At 73.7% G+C, this 18,333-nt stretch carries 9 protein-coding genes; 6 read left to right on the top strand and 3 right to left on the bottom strand.

All coding sequences use genetic code 11. From position 1 onward, the window contains the following. Positions 1-4: 4 nt before the first annotated feature. On the bottom strand, positions 5-946 hold the full coding sequence (locus tag JK363_RS22145; RefSeq protein WP_201876726.1) for an NAD-dependent epimerase/dehydratase family protein: 942 nt from the start codon (positions 944-946) through the stop codon (positions 5-7). Between the two features lie 360 nt (positions 947-1,306). On the opposite strand from JK363_RS22145, the gene JK363_RS22140 reads away from it, so the two are divergent. From JK363_RS22140 to JK363_RS22115, 6 genes are read left to right on the top strand one after another with little or no spacing between them, the layout of a single operon-like run. Next, positions 1,307-8,473 (top strand): type I polyketide synthase, encoded by a 7,167-nt coding sequence (locus JK363_RS22140; RefSeq protein WP_201876725.1) that lies wholly within the window; start codon positions 1,307-1,309, stop codon positions 8,471-8,473. Next, on the top strand, positions 8,467-13,152 hold the full coding sequence (locus JK363_RS22135) for a beta-ketoacyl synthase N-terminal-like domain-containing protein (protein ID WP_443726304.1): 4,686 nt from the start codon (positions 8,467-8,469) through the stop codon (positions 13,150-13,152). The genes JK363_RS22140 and JK363_RS22135 overlap by 7 nt, the downstream gene beginning before the upstream one ends. Then, the gene (locus tag JK363_RS22130) at positions 13,149-13,475 is read left to right on the top strand and encodes an acyl carrier protein (protein ID WP_372444823.1); all 327 of its coding nucleotides are present in this window, start codon (positions 13,149-13,151) and stop codon (positions 13,473-13,475) included. The genes JK363_RS22135 and JK363_RS22130 overlap by 4 nt, the downstream gene beginning before the upstream one ends. Positions 13,476-13,477: 2 nt before the next feature. Further along, entirely contained in the window at positions 13,478-14,353 is an 876-nt protein-coding gene (locus tag JK363_RS22125) for an alpha/beta fold hydrolase (RefSeq protein ID WP_201876724.1), read from the top strand. Next, on the top strand, positions 14,350-15,564 hold the full coding sequence (locus JK363_RS22120; protein ID WP_201876723.1) for a glycosyltransferase: 1,215 nt from the start codon (positions 14,350-14,352) through the stop codon (positions 15,562-15,564). Before JK363_RS22125 ends, JK363_RS22120 begins: the two co-directional genes overlap by 4 nt. Beyond that, entirely contained in the window at positions 15,561-16,664 is a 1,104-nt protein-coding gene (locus JK363_RS22115; RefSeq protein WP_201876722.1) for a class I SAM-dependent methyltransferase, read from the top strand. The genes JK363_RS22120 and JK363_RS22115 overlap by 4 nt, the downstream gene beginning before the upstream one ends. Here JK363_RS22115 and JK363_RS22110 read toward each other — a convergent pair. Next, a complete protein-coding gene (locus JK363_RS22110) occupies positions 16,645-17,319 on the bottom strand; it encodes a class I SAM-dependent methyltransferase (protein WP_307821823.1) in 675 nt (224 codons plus the stop codon). The two genes, JK363_RS22115 and JK363_RS22110, sit on opposite strands and share 20 nt — an antisense overlap. A 74-nt stretch (positions 17,320-17,393) precedes the next feature. Continuing rightward, positions 17,394-18,311 (bottom strand): LysR family transcriptional regulator, encoded by a 918-nt coding sequence (locus JK363_RS22105; RefSeq protein WP_201876721.1) that lies wholly within the window; start codon positions 18,309-18,311, stop codon positions 17,394-17,396. Between the last annotated feature and the right edge of the window lie 22 nt (positions 18,312-18,333).

The raw sequence follows: 18,333 nt of genomic DNA, 5'->3' as shown, positions 1-18,333 counted from the left end.
CCTGTCACCCGGTGGTGGCCAGTCGTTCACGCCACCAGTCCACCGTCGCCTTGACCTGCTCCCCGACGGGGGTGGCCCGGACCGTGAACTCGGCTTCGTAGGCGCTGGAATCAACGGCGAACGGGTGGTCGAACTGATACCGGATCTCCTTCAGTTCACGGATCAGCGGGGAGAAGACCCCCATGACACCGAGGACGGCGGGCGACAGCCTGCGCACGGCGACCGGCCCCGTTCCCGCGTGAGCGGCAAGGCGGTCGGCCATCCCCCGGATGGACAGCGCGGGCTCCGTGGGGACGTGCCAGGCGCGTCCCCAGGCCCGTTCCTCGTCTGCGACCTCGACCAGGGCCCTGGCCACATCGGGGAGATAGGTCCAGCTGTGCGGGGCGTCCGGATCCCCGAGCACGGAGACCGGCTTGCCGCGCAGCAGCCGTGGCATGACCCGCGCGGCCAGATGCCCGCCGTCGGTCACACCGGGCCCGAAGAAGTCCGAGGCCCGCACTTCGACCGCCTTGATACGACCCCGCTCATACAGGGTCCGCGCCTCCTCCCAAGCGGCGGCGCGCACCCGCCCCTTGGGGCCGGTCGCCGCGAGTGGCATCTCCTCGGTCATGGGACGGTCCACCGGTCCGTAGCCGTAGAGGTTGCCCAGCGTGACCAGGACGGCCCCGGTCGCCTCGGCCGCCGCGCAGGTCGACGAGGCCAGCGGCGGCCATTCACTTGCCCAGCGATGGTAGGGCGGTGCGGCACAGTTGTAGATCGCGGCCGCCCCTTCTGTGACCGCGATCAGCCGCTCGCTGTCCCTGGCGTCCATGGCGACATGGGCGATGCCGGGCTCCGGGTCGCGGCCCGACGTGGTGATGACCCGTACCGAATGGCCCTTTTCGACCAGCAGTTGAGCAGTGGCCGCGCCGGCCGGCCCGGATCCGATAACGACATAAAAGCTCACAGGCGCACACTAGCGCGAAGGGCATGACGCCGTGCCGGGCCCGGCTGGTCCACCGGGGGAAGGACGGCACGGACAGGCTGCGACGGACAGCGACCGGGATCGCAACATGGCAGGTAGAGGCCGCTGCCGACCCCCGTCCAGGGTAGGGGGCGCCCACTCCGGACCGACCGGGGCGGGATCGGACGGATAGCGCGACAACGGCGCCTCCGGCGACCGAACACTCATGAATCACACATGATTCGTCCCTGCCTCTTCCCGGTTGAACACGAAAGTGACATCCTCGCCGCCCGGATCGGTGCTCTGTCGAAACGTGCTCGAATTGTCCCTTTTCCCAGCGTTATCGACCTCTCGGGAGAAGACATGGCGTCCGCTGTTCACGTGGGGGATCTTGTCATCGGTGTCACCCCCTTCGGGGAACCGGACGCCAGACTCGCGGCGGCGATCAGTCGCGCCGGTGGGCTCGGTGTACTCGATCTGGGTGCTGGTGGCCGTCAGGCGCGAGACACGCTGGAACGCACCCGGCGATGGGTGGGCGACGGCCGCTTCGGGGTCCGGGTGGCGGCGGGCTGCCGACTCGCACCCGCCGATCTGACCGCACCGCCTGCCGGTGCGTCTCCCAGGGCGGCCGGTGTGAACAAGCGGCCCGTGGACCCGGATCCACGGGCCGCCGGTGCGAACGGGCCGCATACGGTGGTGCTCTGCCGGGACGCTCCGTGGGCGGTCCAGGACATCGCGCGTCACCACCGGGTGCTCGTCGAGGTCACCTCCCCGGACGAGGCCCTCGACGCCGTCGCGGCCGGGGCCCATGGCGTGATCGCGCGGGGCTGCGAGAGCGGCGGCCGGGTGGGAGAGCTGAGCACCTTCGTACTGCTCCAACGACTCCTCGCCGACCCGGAGATGACCGTACCGGTGTGGGCGTGCGGTGGCATCGGCCCGCACACGGCGGCGGCCGCCGTCGTGGCGGGCGCCGCCGGCGTTGTGCTGGACAGCCAGCTGTCGCTGCTCACCGAATGCGGGCTTCCCGAGGAGCGCGTGGCCGCGATCCGCTCCATGGACGGTTCGGAGACCGTCGTGACCGACGGTCACCGCGTTCTGCGGCGGAGAGTGTCCGCGCCCGGCCTACGCCCCCTCCCCGTCGGCCAGGACGGCTTCCTCGCGGCACGGTTCGCCGAGCGCTGGCGGGACGCCGCGCGGACGGTCCGGGCCCTCACCGACGCCATCCGCCACGCGGGAGCGGTGGCGGACGGGCGGGAGGAGGGAGACGGGGAACGCCACGGTGGTTCCGCCCCACAGGCGTCACCACACGCGGCATTACGGCCCGACGCGGCATTACGGCCCGGCGGGGCATCAGGGCCCGGCGCGGTGCTGCGGCCCGGTTCGCCGATGACCCGTACGACCGGGACCCGGCTGCCGCTCGCCCAGGGCCCGATGACCCGGGTCAGCGACCAGGCGGGCTTCGCGTCCGCCGTGGCCGACGGCGGTGCGCTGCCGTTCATCGCGCTCGCCCTGGCCGGACGCGACCAGGCGCGCGCGCTGCTGGAGGAGGCCGGGGCCGCCATGGCGGGGCGGCCCTGGGGCGTGGGTGTGCTCGGCTTCGCGCCCGAGGAGATCAGGAACGCACAGCTGGAGGCCGTACGCGAGGTCCGGCCCAGCCACGCCGTCATCGCCGGTGGACGGCCGTCCCAGGCCATGGCGCTGGAACGGGAGGGCATCACCACTTTTCTGCATGTGCCCTCACCGGGGCTGCTCGGGCAGTTCCTGCGGGCCGGAGCCCGCCGGTTCGTCTTCGAGGGTTCCGAGTGCGGGGGGCATGTCGGCCCGAGGAACAGCTTCCCGCTGTGGGAGGCGCAGTTGGGGGTGATCGAGGACTTCCTCGATGGGGTGGACGGTGCGGCGGGCGCGAACACAGCGAACGGCGCGGACGACACCGGCCAGGGGCATCGCATCGAGGTGTTCTTCGCCGGTGGCATCCACGACGAACGGTCAGCCGCCATGGTGGCCGAGCTCGCCGCCCCGCTCACCCGGCGCGGTGGCGCCGTGGGCCTGCTGATGGGCACCGCCTACCTGTTCACCGAGGAGGCCGTGGCGCAGGGTGCTGTCCAGCCGCTGTTCCAGCGCCAGGTGGTCGCAGCCCGGCGCACCGCGCTGCTGGAAACCGCGCCCGGACATGCCACCCGGTGTGTGGTCAGCCCGTACGCCGACAGCTTTCACACCGTCCGGGAAGGGCTGCGGAGCCGCGGCACACCGGACCGGCGGATGTGGGAGGAGCTGGAGCGCCTCAACGTCGGCCGACTGCGGATCGCCAGCAAGGGTGTCGAACGCGGCCCCGATGGCGGGCTGGTGGGGGTCGGCGAGGACCGTCAGCTCGCCGAGGGGATGTTCATGGCCGGGGACGTGGCCGTGCTGCGCTCGGCCACCACCACCGTCGACGCGCTGCACCACTCCGTCACCTCCGGGGCGGCGGACTTCCTCGACCGGAACACGGCCGAGCTGCGCGAGCGGCTGGGCACCGGTACGGAACGGCTGGGTGGAGAACCGAAGGCGCCACCGCCGCTGGACATCGCCGTGATCGGCATGGCCTGTATGTTTCCGCAGGCCCCCGACCTCGCCACGTTCTGGGCCCATGTGGTGGGTGGCGTGGACGCCGTGACGGAGGTGCCCGCCCAGCGGTGGGATCCGGCCGTCCACTACAGGGCGGACGGGGGCGGAAGCACCGGCGCCACCAACTCCCGCTGGGGCGGCTTCCTGCCTAGGATCCCCTTCGACCCGTTGCGCTACGGCATCCCTCCGGCCTCGCTGGGCAGTATCGAACCGGTCCAGCTGCTCGCGCTGGAGGCCGCGCGTCAGGCCCTGGAGGACGCCGGATACGGCGATGGAGAGAGCGGCCGTGCCCTCGACCGTGCCCGCACCTCCGTGGTGTTCGGGGCCGAGTCGGGCAGCGATCTGTCCCACGCGCAGACGCTGCGGGCCGTTCTCCCCTCGTACTTCGGCGAGGTGCCGCGCGGTGTTGCGGAGCAGCTGCCCGCGCTCACCGAGGACGGTTTCCCGGGCATGCTCGCCAATGTGATCGCCGGACGGATCGCCAACCGGCTCGACCTGGGCGGGGCCAACTACACCGTGGACGCGGCGTGCGCGTCGTCGCTGGCCGCCGTGGACGTGGCGTGCAAGGAGCTGGTCGGCGGCACCAGTGACACCGTTCTGTGCGGCGGCGCCGATCTGCACAACAGCATCACCGACTACATGCTGTTCTCGTCGGTCCACGCGCTCTCCCCGACCGGCCGGTCACGTACGTTCGACAGCTCCGCCGACGGCATCGTCCTGGGCGAGGGCGTGGCATGTCTGGTGCTCAAGCGGCTGGCCGACGCCGAACGCGACGGCGACCACGTCTACGGGGTGATCAAGGGCGTGGGCAGCTCCAGCGACGGCCGTTCGCTGGGTCTCACCGCGCCACGTCCCGAGGGACAGCGGGCGGCGCTGGAGCGCGCGTACCGCAACGCCCGTGTCTCGCCCGCGGACGTCGGTCTCCTCGAGGCCCACGGCACGGGAACGGTCGTCGGGGACCGCACCGAACTCAGCGTCCTCACCGAGGTGTTCGGCGCCGCCGGGGCCCGGCCGGGGAGCTGTGCCCTCGGCTCGGTGAAGTCCCAGATCGGGCACACCAAATGCGCCGCGGGCCTGGCCGGTCTGATCAAGACCGTGCTGGGACTGCACACCGGCGTCAAGCCACCGACCCTGCATCTGAAGCGGCCGAACTCCGCCTGGAACGAGGACAGCAGCCCCTTCTCCTTTCCCGCCGAGGCCCGGCCGTGGGGGGTGCCCGCCGCCGAACGTGTCGCGGGGGTCAGCGGATTCGGTTTCGGCGGTACCAACTTCCATGTGGTCGTGGCGGCCCACGACGGCGGCGCTCCCCCGCCGCACGGTCTCCGAGCCTGGCCCGCGGAGCTGTTCACCTTCCGTGGCGCCGACCACGCGGCGGCGCTCCGCGCCGTGGAGGACCTTCTGAGGTCGGCAACCACGGACGGTACCGGCATCCGACCGTGGCGGCTGCGCGATCTGGCGCTGGCCGCCTCCCGGCGGTCGGATGCCGACCCCACGCCGGTGCGGGTGGCGGTGGTGGCCGAGGACGTGGAGGGGCTGACGGCACGGTTGCGCCGGGTGCTGGCGGGCGAACACGACCCGGCGGCGGGGATCCATCTCGCCGGAGTACCGGAGGCAGGCCGCACCGGGGACAGCGACGGCACCGGCAAAGTGGCCTTCCTCTTCCCCGGCCAGGGCAGTCAGCGGCCCGGGATGTTCGGCGGCCACTTCATCGCCTTCCCCGAACTCCAGCGCCATCTGGAACTCGGCCGCGCCCACGCCGATGTGCTCTATCCGCCCGCCGCGTTCGACCCGGCGGGGAGGGCGGCACAGCGCGCGGCGCTGACCGACACCCGGGTGGCGCAGCCCGCCCTCGGTATGACCGGGCTGGCCGCGTACGACCTGCTCACCTCCGCCGGTGTGGTGCCCGACATGGCGGGCGGGCACAGCTACGGGGAGCTGGTGGCGCTCTGCGCGGCGGGGGCCCTCACCCCCTATGCCCTGCTGGAGCTGAGTGCGGAGCGCGCGTCGGCCATCGTGGCGGCCGCGGGGGACACTCCCGGGGCCATGGCCGCGGTGACGGCACCGGCCGAGGACGTCCTACGGGTGCTGCGGGACGCCGGTCTCCAGGAGCGGGTGGTCCTCGCCAACCACAACGCCCCGCGCCAGGCAGTGATCTCCGGGCCGGAGGAGGCGGTGGCCGAGGCGGTACGGCTGCTGCGGGACGCCGGACACTCGGCCAAACCCCTCCCGGTGGCCTGCGCCTTCCACAGCCCCCTGGTCGCGGGCGCCTCGGCACGCTTCACCGAGGCACTGGCCCGGCAGACGGTGGAGCCACCCGAGTTCCCGGTGTGGGCGAATCGCACGGCCACCCCGCACCGCCCGGCCCCGGACGCGATCCGGGCGGAACTCGCCGCCCAGATCGGCGCGCCGGTGCGCTTCATGGAGCAGATCGAGGCCATGTACGCGGCGGGTGCCCGGGTGTTCGTCGAGGCGGGCCCCGGCACGGTGCTCACCGGGCTGGTCGGGGCGATCCTCGGCGACCGCCCACACCGCGCCGTCGCCTGCGAGGGTGCGCGGGACGGTACGGGCGGGCTGCGCGGTTTCCTCGACGCGCTCGCCCAACTGGGGGTGGCCGGGCTGCCGGTGCGGACCGGCTGGATGTTCCGGGGCCGGGACACCGTGGACGCCGGACACGGCGATCCGCCGCGCCGGGTGGGCTGGACGGTCGACGGACAGCTGGTCCGCACCGCCGCCGGTGAACTTCTCCCCGGTGCGCTCGCACCGGCCCGACGTGTTGTGGAGGCAACGGTGAGCCAGACGGAACACACGGAGGGCGCGCGGGGCGACCGGGACGCCCTGATCTCCGAATTCCTGAAGGCGAGCCGGGAGATGGTCGCGGCGCAGCGCGATGTGCTGCTGACGTACCTCGGCGCCACGCCGGACGCCCGGCCGAGCGCACCGGAAAGCGTTCCCGTGCCGGTGCCGGCGTCGGTGGCCGCACCGGCTCCCGTGGACGCGCCCGTCCCCGTGGAAATGCCACCGCCCGCCGCCGATGACACCGAAGCGCCCGCCCGGGAACACACCGTGGAGGAGGTGCTCCGCGCCGTCTCGGACATCATCGGTGAACGCACCGGCTACCCCCTCGACATGATCGAGCCGGATCTCGATCTGGAGGCCGATCTCAGCATCGACTCCATCAAACGGGCCGAGATCGCGGGAGAGCTGGCCCGCCGTCTGGGCATGGCCGGTACGGATGCCCTTGGCGACGAGGAGCTGGAGGAGCTGGCCAAGGCCCGTACGGCGATGGCCGTCGCCACCTGGCTGACCGCCCGGCTGTCGCCCACAGCCGCCGAACCCATCGACGCCGCCCCACCCACCGAGGTCCCCACCGCGGCCAAGGCAGCGGAGTCCTCGGACACCCTCACGGGAACGGCACCCCGCCGGTTCCTGTTGCGCCCGGTGCCGCTCACCGCTCCCGACACCGCCGACACCGCACCGGCGCTGCTGTCCGGCACCCGCTTCGCCCTGCTCGGCCCCGACGACGACGTGGCCCACGCGCTCACCGCGCGGCTGACCGGGTATGGCGCCGAAGCCGTGGTGTTCGACGCGGAACACCTGCTGGACGAAGGCGACGGCCGGGTGGACGGGGTCATCCTGCTCGACCCGCTCACCGGCTCCGGCGCGCCCGTGCTGCCCGCGGCGTTTCCCGTCGTCCAGGCGGCCCTGCGCCGCGGTCCGCGATGGCTGCTGGCCGCCCGCCGCGCCGATCCGCTCGACCTCCGTCCGGCCGGGCTGCGCGGGCTGTTCCGCACGGTGGCCAAGGAATTCCCCGGGATCGCGGCGACGGTTGTCGAGTTCCCCACGGACTTCCCCACGGACTTCCCCCCGGACTTCCCCCCGGACGGGACGGCCACCGCGGCCGCCGTCGCCGACGCGCTGCTCGACGAGGTGGCCGCCGAGGACCGGGCACCGGTCGTGCTGCGCACCGCCACCGGGCGACAGGGTCTTGAGGCAGTGGAGAGCGGGCCGGGGACACTCGCCGCATCGGGCGCGGGCCCCGCGGGCGAGGGCGCGGCGGAGGCCGCGGCCCTGGGGCTCGACCAGGACGCGGTGGTGGTCCTGGTCGGCGGTGGCCGGGGCATCACCGCTCGCTTCGCCGCCACGCTCGCGGCCGCCTCCCGCTGCCGGATCGAACTGCTGGGCCGCACCCCCGAACCCGTTGGTCCCGAGGACCCGGCCACCGCCGGGGCCCGGGACGAGCCCGCGCTGCGCGCCGCGCTCGCCGCCCGGGGCGGGGGCCGGACACCGGCGGAGATCCAACGGGAGGCCACCCGGATCCTGAGTGCACGCGAAGTGGCGTCCACGGTCGAGGAGTTACGGCGATGGGGCAGCCGGGTGCGGTACCGCTCGGTGGACGTGCGCGACGCGGGCGCGGTGCTCCAGGCCGTCAAGGAGATCCACGCGGACCACGGACGGCTGGACGGCGTGGTGTACGCGGCCGGTGTGATCGACGACCATCTGATCGAGGAGAAGACCGCCGAGTCCTTCCAGCGCGTGTTCGGCACCAAGACGGACGGCGCGAGCACACTGCTGGACGCGCTGGACAAGGTCTCCGCCGAGCCCTCGTTCGCGGTGCTCTTCGGCAGTGTCTCCGCGGTGTCCGGCAACCGCGGTCAGGCGGACTACGCGGCGGCCAACGACGTGCTGGAGGCCATCGGGACCCGGTGGGCGGCCCGCACCGGACGCAGGGCGCTCACCGTGCACTGGGGCCCCTGGGCGCCCACGGGCGCGCACCACGGGATGGTGACCCCGGAGCTGGCGCGCGCCTACGCCCGGCGTGGCATCGCGCTGATCGACCCCGAGGAGGGCGCGTTGGCCCTGCTGCGCGAGCTGGCCTGGGGCGACACGTCCGTCCGTGCCGTCGTCTGCACCGCCTCGCGCTGGTGACCGGGGCCGCGGGCGGTACGGCGGACGGGGCTGCCGGGGACGGCCGTGTCCCGCCGGTGGCGATCGTCGGGATGTCCGTGCTGTTCCCCGGCGCCCCGGGGCTCGCCGCCTATTGGCGGAACCTGCTGGACGGCGTGGACGCCATCACCGATGTCCCGGACGGGCGGTGGGACGCGTCGTTCTACGCCCCCGGGAGCGCGGGGGGCGGTACGGCGGGACCGGACCGGGTGTACTGCCGACGTGGCGGGTTCGTCGACGAGTTCGCCGAGGTGGAGGCCGTACGGTTCGGGATCACTCCGTCCTCGGTGTCCGGTACCGAGCCCGACCAGCTGATCGCGCTGAAGGTGGCCGCGGAGGCCCTGGACGACGCGGGCGGCCCGGACCGGCTGCCCGCTCCGGAGCGGGTGGGGGTGGTCCTCGGACGCGGTGGCTATCTCACCCCGGGGCTCGCCCGGCTGGACCAACGGGTGCGTACCGCACATCAGTTGACGCATACGCTCGCGGAACTGCTGCCCGGACTCCGGGACGACGTACTGGACCGGGTCCGGGCGGCGTTCGTGGCTCGGCTGGGGCCCGATCGCCCCGAGGCGGCCATCGGGCTGGTGCCCAACCTGGCCGCCTCCCGGGTGGCCAACCGGCTCGATCTGCGCGGCCCCGTGTACACGGTGGACGCCGCGTGTGCTTCCTCGCTCGTCGCCGTCGACCAGGCCGTGGCCGAACTGGCCTCCGGCCGGTGCGACGTGATGCTCGCGGGCGGTGTGCACCACTGCCACGACATCACGTTGTGGAGTGTGTTCACGCAACTGCGCGCGCTGTCGCCGAGTCAGCGCATCCGCCCGTTCCACCGGGCCGCCGACGGAGTGCTGATCGGCGAGGGCACCGGTGTGGTGGTGCTCAAGCGGCTGGCCGACGCCATGCGGGACGGGGACCGTGTCTACGCGGTCGTACGGGGCACCGGGGTGGCGGGCGACGGCCGCGCCGCGGGTCTGACCACCCCCGACCCCGACGGCCAGACCCGGGCCGTGCGGCAGGCCTGGCGGGCGGCCGGTCTGGACCCGCGGGAGCCCGGGGCGATCGGACTGCTGGAGGCACACGGCACCGGCACACCGGCCGGAGACTCGGCCGAACTCACCACTGTGGCCGAGGTTTTCGGGCCTCCTCGTGATGCCGCTGAGGTGGCGGTCATGGGCTCGGTGAAGTCCATGATCGGCCACACCATGCCCGCGGCGGGTGTGGCCGGACTGGTCAAGGCCGCGCTGGCACTCCACCATGGACAGCTGCTGCCGACGCTGCACTGTGACGACCCTCATCCCGCGCTCGCGGCCACCCGCTTCCGCACCCTCGACAAGGCCGAGCCCTGGGAGACCTGGCCCGGTGCGCCGGTGCGCCGGGCCGCGGTGAACGCCTTCGGATTCGGCGGGATCAACGCGCATGTGGTGCTGGAGGAAGCGCCCTCGCCATCGCGCTCCGGCCCCTCCCCCACTCCGGCCCCTGCCCCTGCCCCTGCCTTCGCCGTGAGCGAGCCCGAGCCCGTGCTCGCCCTCGCCGCCGCCACTCCGGAGGCCCTGGGCGAGCTGCTCGCGGCGGACGACGCCACGCTGCGTGCCGCCGGCTCGGACGGCCACCGCACACCGGGCCGCGCCCGGCTCGGCATCGTCGCACCGACCGCCAAACGGCTGGCCCTGGCCCGGCGGGTGGTGACGGGCGGCCGGGCGTGGCGGGGTCGCGGCGACCTCTGGTTCACCCCGGCCCCGCTGCTCGGCGAGGGTGGCGAGCGACACCCCGACGACGGTGGTCTGGCGTTCGTGTTCCCCGGTCTGGAGGCGGAGTTCGCGCCCCAAGTGGACGGCGTCGCCGCGTACTTCGGGATACCGGGTGGGGTCGCCCGCGCGTCCGCCGAAGCGGCGCGGGTCGGCGACGTGGGCCGCCATGGGGTGGGAGTCTTCGCGGTCGGGCGGCTCCTCGACCGCGCGCTGCGGCGGATGGGTCTGGTGCCGGACGCGCTCGCGGGCCACAGTGTCGGCGAGTGGACGGCCATGGCGGCCGGCGGGCTCTGCTCCGGGGAGGCCGTCGACGCCTTCCTCGACTCATTCGACCCCGATGCGCTCCGGGTGCCCGGCCTGGCCTTCGCCGCCCTGGGCGCCTCCGCCGAGCGGGTGGTGGCCGCCCTCGCCGAGCGGCCGTACGCGCAGACGGTGCTCTCCCATGACAACGCCCCGCGTCAGTCGATGGTGTGCGGACCGCGCGCCGCCGTCGAGGAGTTCGTCACCGCGATGCGTGCCGAGGGGGTCATCGCGCAGCTGCTTCCGTTCCAGTCCGGCTTCCACACCCCGATGCTGGCGCCCTATCTGGAGCCCATCAAGGAGAGCGTGGGACGGTTCGAGCTGCTGGTCCCGGCCACCCCGGTGTGGTCGGCGACGACGGCCGCGCCCTATCCGCACGACGAGGCGGCGGTGCGTGACCTGTTCGTGCGCCATCTGCTGGAGCCGGTGCGTTTCCGCGCGTTGACCGAGGCGCTCCACGCATCGGGGGTGCGGGCTTTTGTCCAGGTGGGCACCGGGCAGTTGGCCTCGCTCATCGGCGACACGCTCCAGGGCAGGGACCACCTGGTGGTGGCGGCGGGTTCGGCCCGCCGTGACGGTGTCGCCCAGCTCCGCCGGGTGGCCACCGCTCTGTGGACCGAAGGTGCCCGCGTCGACCCCGCGTTGCCCAGACCCGGCGCGGTCGGCCACGGAAAGCTCCGAGCCACCGCGTCGCTGCCACCGGTGCGGCTCGACCTCGGCGGCTCCCTGGTGTCGCTCGGCCGACGGGAGGCCGACGCGCTGCGGGCGGAGGTTTCCGACATCCGGCCGTCCCCCGTGGCGGCCAACGGCCGGACGACGCCGGGCGGCCTCGGGGCCCTCGCCGGACACCACCCCATGGCCGCCGAACTCGACGCGCTGCTGCGCGAGACGGCGGACACGGCGGCGGAGGTCATCGCCGCGGCCGCCGCCCGTCCCGCCCCGGCGGGCAATCCTCCGGCCACACCCGTCACGGCACGGAGCACCCGGCATGTCGCGGAACCACACGCGGAGCGGCACACGACGCGCACCGTGCTGCACATCTCCACCCGCGCCATGCCCTATCTGCTCGATCACTGCTTCTTTCCGCAACGCCCCGGCTGGCCCGATGAGACGGACCGCAGACCGGTGGTCCCGGCCACGACGATCCTCCAGCACCTCATGGACGCGGCGGAACGGGCCGCCCCCGGGCAGCGGGCGGTCGCCGTGCACGGAGCGCGGTTCGACCAGTGGGTGGCGGCCGCGCCACCGGTCGAGGTGCCCATCACCGTGACGCCCTCCCCCGGCCGTCCGGACCGGTTCGAGGTCGCGTTCGGGGACGGCGCGCGCGGTGTGGTGGAGACGGCCTCCGGTCATCCGGCCGACCGCCCCGCCCCGTGGCGTACGGATCCCGCCGACGAACGCGCCCCCGATCACACCGCGGCCGAGCTGTACCGCGAGCGGTGGATGTTCCACGGCCCCGCGTTCCAGGGCCTCACCCGGCTCACCGCCATCGGCGCGTCCCAGGTGCGCGGCACGATCACGGCACCGTCCGCGCCCGGCGCGCTGCTGGACAACGTGGGCCAGCTCCTGGGCTACTGGATCATGGCCACCCGCACCGAGCGCACCGTGGTCTTCCCCGTCGCCCTGCGCCGGCTGCGCCTCTTCGGGCCGCCACCGGCACCGGGTACCGCGCTCGAGTGCGTGGTGCGGATCGTGTCGCTGAGCGACACCACGCTGGAGGCCGATATGCAGCTCCACGTCGGTGGCGTGGTGTGGGCGGAGCTGAACGGCTGGCAGGACCGCCGCTTCGACAACCACCCCCGTACGGTGGCGGCCCAGCGCTTCCCGCAGCGCAACACACTGTCGAGCGCCCGCCCCGGCGGCTGGGTGCTGGTCCATGAACGCTGGCCCGACCTGGCGTCCCGTGACCTCATCATGCGCAACCACCTGGGCGCGGCCGAGCGCGCCGCGTACGAGCGCCACGCGCCGCGCGGCCGCAGACAGTGGCTGCTCGGCCGGATCGCGGCCAAGGACGCGGTGCGGCAGTGGCTCTGGGAGCACGGGGAGGGTCCGGTCTTCCCGGCCGAGATCAGGATCCAGGAGGACGAGCGGGGGCGCCCGTGTGCCACCGGGGCGCACGGACGGGCGCTGCCGGAGCTGGAGGTGTCCCTCGCGCACCGGGCCGAGGCCGGGGTGGCCGTGGTGCGTCCCCGCCCGCCGGGCGGCCGAGGGCTGCTGGGCATCGGCATCGAGGCGGTCGGGGACCCCGGCGGAGGGACCCCGGTGGCGGACCGGGAACGGGAGGCACTGGCCGCGGTGTGCGACGCGACCGGTGTGCCCGAGGCCCGGTGGGTGGCGGCCTTCCGCGCCGCGCACCGGGCCGTGACCGCGGCGGAGGGCACACCGGTACCCGGCCGGGCACCGGAAACGGCCGTGGTCGCGGCCGGGCCCGGGTGGCTGCTGGCCGAGGTGTCCGAGGTGTCGGGGGTGTCAGCGGTGTCCGCGGATTCCGGTCCGCCGCGCCGCTACCGGATGCGGTGCGCGGAGACGGCCAACCCACCCGGGTTGCCGGTCAGGGACTACGCCGTGGCCTGGACGACCGGCACGGTGGACAACAACGAGGAGAACGCACTGTGACCATCGGTGAGCAGACGGCCCCACCCGTGGCGGACGAGCGGTCCGTCCTCGCGGACATCGCGGGGATGCTCCGGACCATGCTCGACGAATACGGCGTCGACGACATCGAGATCACCATGCAGACCCGCTTCACCGAGGACCTGGAGCTGGAGAGCATCGACCTGGTGGCCCTGGCGGGCACCCTGGAGGCGCGGTACGGACAACACGTCAACTTCGCCGAGTTCGTGGCCGATCTGGAGCTCGACGAGATCATCGACCTCACGGTGGGACGCCTGGTCGGCCATGTGGTGCGGAAGCTACGGGCCGCCGAAGGAGGCAGCTGACGATGGCGATGGTCCACACCGGCGGCCCCCGCGACGGTATCGAACTCCATGTCCAGCGGCTGCCCCCGCCCGCGGGCCACCCGGCCGCCGCCACCGCCGTGCTGCTGCACGGACTGCTCACCGACAGCCTGGCGAGCTACTACTTCACCGTGGCACCCGGCCTCGCCGCCGCCGGGCTCGATGTGGTCATGTACGACCACCGGGGCCACGGGCGCAGCCGTCGCCCGGCCACCGGCTACCAACTGGAGTCGTTCGTCACCGATCTGGAACGGCTGCTGGACCGGCTGGAGATCACCGGTCCGGTCCATCTGGTCGGCAACTGCTTCGGTGGCACGGTGGCCTTCGAGTACGCCATCCGCCACCCGGAACGGGTCGCGGGGCTCGTGGCAATCGAGGCGAAGCCCGCCACCGCGTCGTGGGCCACGGAGATCGACGGGATCTTCCGCCGGATGGTCGGCGAACTGATCGAGCACGAGGCCGAGTCGATGGCCTGGATCACCGCGCACCGCGGGGCGCACACGGCCCGGCTGGCGCGGTCGGCGGCCCGTCTGGTGCGCGCTACCACCATCGCCCGGGACGTGCCGGGCAGCCGCACACGCGGTGCGGAGCAGGTCCGTTCGGTGCGGTGTCCGGTGCTCGCGGTGTACGGCGCCGAGTCCGAGCTCGCCGGGGCCGGGGAGTGGCTGGAGTCCTTGCTGCCCGGTGCCCGGTCGGTCGTCCTGCCGGGCCAGGGCCACTCCGTCCTGGCCGAGGCGCCTGGGCCGCTGCTCGACCTGTTGCTGTGGTGGCTGCTCGACCCCGGTGGCACACCACCGTCCCCCGTACCGGGGGCCGGGCTCGGCCGCGGCCCGGTGGCGGCTGGGGCGGACGTCCGGTGAGCCGGTTCCTGTTCGTGGTGCCACCGCTCGTCGGACACATCAATCCCACCCTCGGGGTGGGCGCCGAACTGGCCGCGCGGGGCCATGAGGTGGCCTGGGCGGGGCTCCCCGAGCTGCTGGAGCCGCTGACGGGGGGCCGGGCGGCCGTCTTCCCCTGCGCGGGGATCCGGCTCGGCGCGGGCGGCGCCGTCCGGCCGCCGGACATCCGGGGGCCGGGCGCGCTGAAGTTCCTCTGGGAGCGGTTCCTGGTGCCGCTCGCGGAGGAGATGGCCCCGGGGACGGAGCGGGCGGTGGCCCGGTTCCGCCCGGATGTGGTGGTGGCGGACCAGCAGACCGTCGCCGGTGGTCTGGTGGCGGAGCGGAGGGGTGTCCGGTGGGCCACCTCGGCCACCACCTCGGCCGAGTTCAGCGGTGCGCTCGACGGGATGCCCAAGGTCGATGCGTGGCTGGAGGGGCTGCTGAAGGAGTTGCGCGGGCGCATCGGGGATCCGCGGGGCACCGCCGATCCCCGGTTCTCGCCGCACCTCGTCCTCGCGTTCACCACCGAGGAACTGGCGGGCCGGGCCACCGGGCGGGGCGGTGGGCGGATCCGCTTCGTGGGCCCCTCGGTCGCCGCCCGCCCGGCCGAACCTCCCTTCCCCTGGGACTGGCTGGACACCGCGCGCCGCACCGTGCTGGTCTCCCTGGGCACCGCCAACGCCGACGCCGGGGCGCGGTTCCTCGCGGAGTGCCGCGCGGCCGGGCGCCGGAGCGCCGACCGTCTCCAGATGGTGATCGTCGATCCGGCGGCCACCGCGGATCCGGACACCGCGGCGGACCGCGATGTGCTCGCCCTTCCCTACGTACCCCAACTCCCCCTGCTGGAAGGGGCCGACGCGGTCATCTGCCACGCGGGGCACAACACGGTGTGCGAGGCGCTGTGGCACGGGGTCCCGCTGGTGGTGGCCCCGATCCGGGACGACCAGCCGGTGGTGGCGGCGCAGGTGGTCGACGCCGGGGCCGGGGTGCGGGTGCGCTTCGGGAGGGCGACGGCGTCCCAGCTGTGCGCGGCGCTGGACACCGTGCTCGGGCAGCCCGGCTACCGGGGTGCGGCCGAGCGGGTCAGCGCGTCGTTCCGCGCGGCAGGTGGCGCCCCGGTCGCCGCCACACATCTGGAACATCTGGCGGACCCGGCGGCCGGGGACCACCGGATCACCGAGGAGGAGCGATGAGCGACACCATCGAGGGCGCCGAGCACGGCAAGCGGTCGGCTCGCGCCGATCGCGCGGCGCTCGTCACCGCGTTGCGACCGCGCTATCTGGCCGATGCGGCCCAGGGCACGGAGCGGTTCTTCGAGCCGCGCCGCCCCGACTGCCCGTGGTGCGGCTCGGACCGGCTGCGGCGTCGGCTGCGCACGGTCGACCGCTTCCAGCGCAAGCCGGGCCGTTTCACCCTGGACGTATGCCGGGCGTGCGGCCATGTCTTCCAGAACCCCAGACTCAGCGCAGCGGGCCTGGAGTACTACTACCGGGACTTCTACGACGGGCTCGGCGAGAAGGACCTCGGCAACATCTTCGCCGGGAAGGGGAAGACCTACCGGCAGCGCGCCGAGCCGCTGAGACGCTTCGCCCCGGCGCCGCGGAACTGGCTGGACGTCGGTACCGGACACGGCCACTTCTGCGAGGCGGCCCGCGCGGTCTTCCCCCGCACATCCTTCGACGGGCTGGACTTCACCGACGGCGTGGAGCTGGCGAAGCGTGCGGGGCGGGTGGACCGGGCGATCCGCGGCGCCTTCACCGAACTGGCCGAGGAACTGGCCCAGGGGTACGACGCGGTGAGCATGTACCACTACCTGGAGCACAGCACCGATCCCCGCGCCGAGTTGAGGGCCGCACAACGGGTACTGCGGCCCGGCGGCCATCTGCTGATCGAGGTGCCCGACGCGCAGTGCCTGTTCGCGCGGCTCTTCGGCCGCTGGTGGCTGCCCTGGCTACAGCCCCAGCATCTGCACTTCGTGCCGGTGGCCAATCTCCGCGCGGAGCTGGCCCGGCTGGGCTTCACCGTGGTCGTGGAGCAGCACCGCGAACCACACGACACGGTGGATCTGCTGGGCGCCGTGTGGCTGCTGCTGAACGCGGTCGCCCCGCCCGAGGACGCCCCGTGGCTGGAGAAACGGCCGGGGCGACTGCGCTGGCTGACGCGGTGCGCCATCCTCCTGGCGGGCGTGCCCGCGCTGATCGTCGCGACCATGCTGGACCGCCTGCTGATCAAGCCGATGGCGGGCCACTTCCGTCTGGCCAACGCCTATCGGGTCATCGCACGCCGCGACTGACTGTTGTTGCCTCCTGGAGGCTCGGCGGTGCGTGGTGCAGTCCCAGCGTGGTCCAGGACACTCCCTCGCGGGTGTGCGGGTCCTCGCGGTGAGCGAGGTGCAGCACCTTCAGGCCGTGTTCTTCGGCGAGAGCGATGGTCTCCTGCGCGGAGACGGGGAACATACGGCGCCCGGCCGGAACGGGGCCGTGACGCAGCGACAGGATCACCCGTCCCCCGGCGCCGAGCAGACGGACGAGGGCGGCCATGCCCGCCGCCCGTTGCGGCGGGTCCAGGTGCATCCACACCGCGGTCAGCAGGATCAGGTCGAATCGACGTGCGCACACACTCAGAGCGGGCAGCTCGGGGAGGGCATCGTCGATCCACTCGATCTCCTTGTCGGCGTGGATGCGCCGACCCAACGCACGGAGTTCGGCGGTGGGTTCCGCGGCCACGACCCGGTGTCCCCGAGCGGCCAGTGCCGCCGCGTCGCGTCCGCTGCCCGCCCCGATGTCCAGCACCGAGCTGGGGTGTGCCGGAAACAGGTGCAGTACCTCCCGGTGCACCTCGGCGAAGGTCACGCTCTCGTACTGCTCGGCAAGGGACTCGGCCGCGTCGCCGTATCCCGCGGTGCTGTCCAGGGAAAGCAACCGCCCATCGGATATGTCGTTGTCCACAAAGCGGCACCCTATGCGCAGGGGACGTCCGCAACGGGCAGCGCGCCCTCGAGATCGGTCGCCACCGGCACCGGCTACCGCATGGCGCCCGCGGCCGCGCGCAGCGCCGTCAGCCCGCGGGCGATCGGGGGCCGGTGCTCGCTGCCGCGCCGTACGACCGCCACGAACCGCCGCACCGGAACGGGCTCTCCGCGCAGCGGCACCCGTACGACCCGGTCCCGGTAGCCGTCCGGCACCTGAGCCAACCGCGGCAGCAGGCAGATTCCGCAGTCATGGGCGACCAGGGCCACGACCGCGGCCCACTCCACCGCGCTGTGCCGCAATCGTGGGGTGAAACCGGCGGCCGCGCAGGCGGCCAGCAGCAGTTGATGCTGATCGGCCGGATCGCCCGCGCGGATCCAGCACTCCTCGCCGGCCGCCGCCAGCGTCACCCCGTCCGCCGCCCGCGCGGCGAACCGGTGCCCGGCCGGCACCAGCAGATCCTGCGGCTCCTGGAGAACCGGCCGCTGGGTGAAACGCACATCGTCCGGCGGCGGGCCGCCCGGCGTCGGGATCACGACGGCGATGTCCGCCCGGCCCGCCAGCAGCAGATCGAAGCGGTTCTCGCCCGGATCCTCTCCGATCTCCACCTCCAGCCTCGGCACTTCGCGGGCGAGCCGCTCCGCCGCCGGTGCCAGCACCCCCGTGATGGCGGTCGCCACCCCCGTCATCCGCAGCCGCCCGGCCACCCCGTCCGCATACCCGGCCAGATCCGCGAGGGCCTCCTCCCAGCGCGCGAACAGCGCGTCCGCATGCCCGAGCAGTGCCAGCGCCGCAGGTGTCAGCCGTACCCGGCGGCCCGCCGGCTCCAACAGCTCCACACCGAGCCGCGCGGCGAGTTGGCGCAGTTGCTGGGAGACCGTGGAGGGAGTCAGATGCAGCGCCTGGGCGGTGGCGGTGACGGTGCCCTGTTCGTGCAGGACACGGAGAGTCTGCAACCGGGGGTCGATCATACGGCGATCGTAGGTGGCGCGG

The organism is Streptomyces coffeae (assembly GCF_016741875.1).
Taxonomy (GTDB): Bacteria; Actinomycetota; Actinomycetes; order Streptomycetales; family Streptomycetaceae; genus Streptomyces; species Streptomyces coffeae.
Note: the sequence above shows the minus strand (reverse complement) of the source record. Positions and strands in the feature narration are given on the sequence as shown.

What these genes read in the sequence shown, in the direction of transcription:
- JK363_RS22140 (WP_201876725.1), top strand. Translation starts at nt 1,307, where the DNA reads ATGGCGTCCGCTGTTCACGTGGGGGATCTTGTCATCGGTGTCACCCCC.
- JK363_RS22125 (WP_201876724.1), top strand. Translation starts at nt 13,478, where the DNA reads ATGGCGATGGTCCACACCGGCGGCCCCCGCGACGGTATCGAACTCCAT.
- JK363_RS22115 (WP_201876722.1), top strand. Translation starts at nt 15,561, where the DNA reads ATGAGCGACACCATCGAGGGCGCCGAGCACGGCAAGCGGTCGGCTCGC.
- JK363_RS22105 (WP_201876721.1), bottom strand. Translation starts at nt 18,311, where the DNA reads ATGATCGACCCCCGGTTGCAGACTCTCCGTGTCCTGCACGAACAGGGC.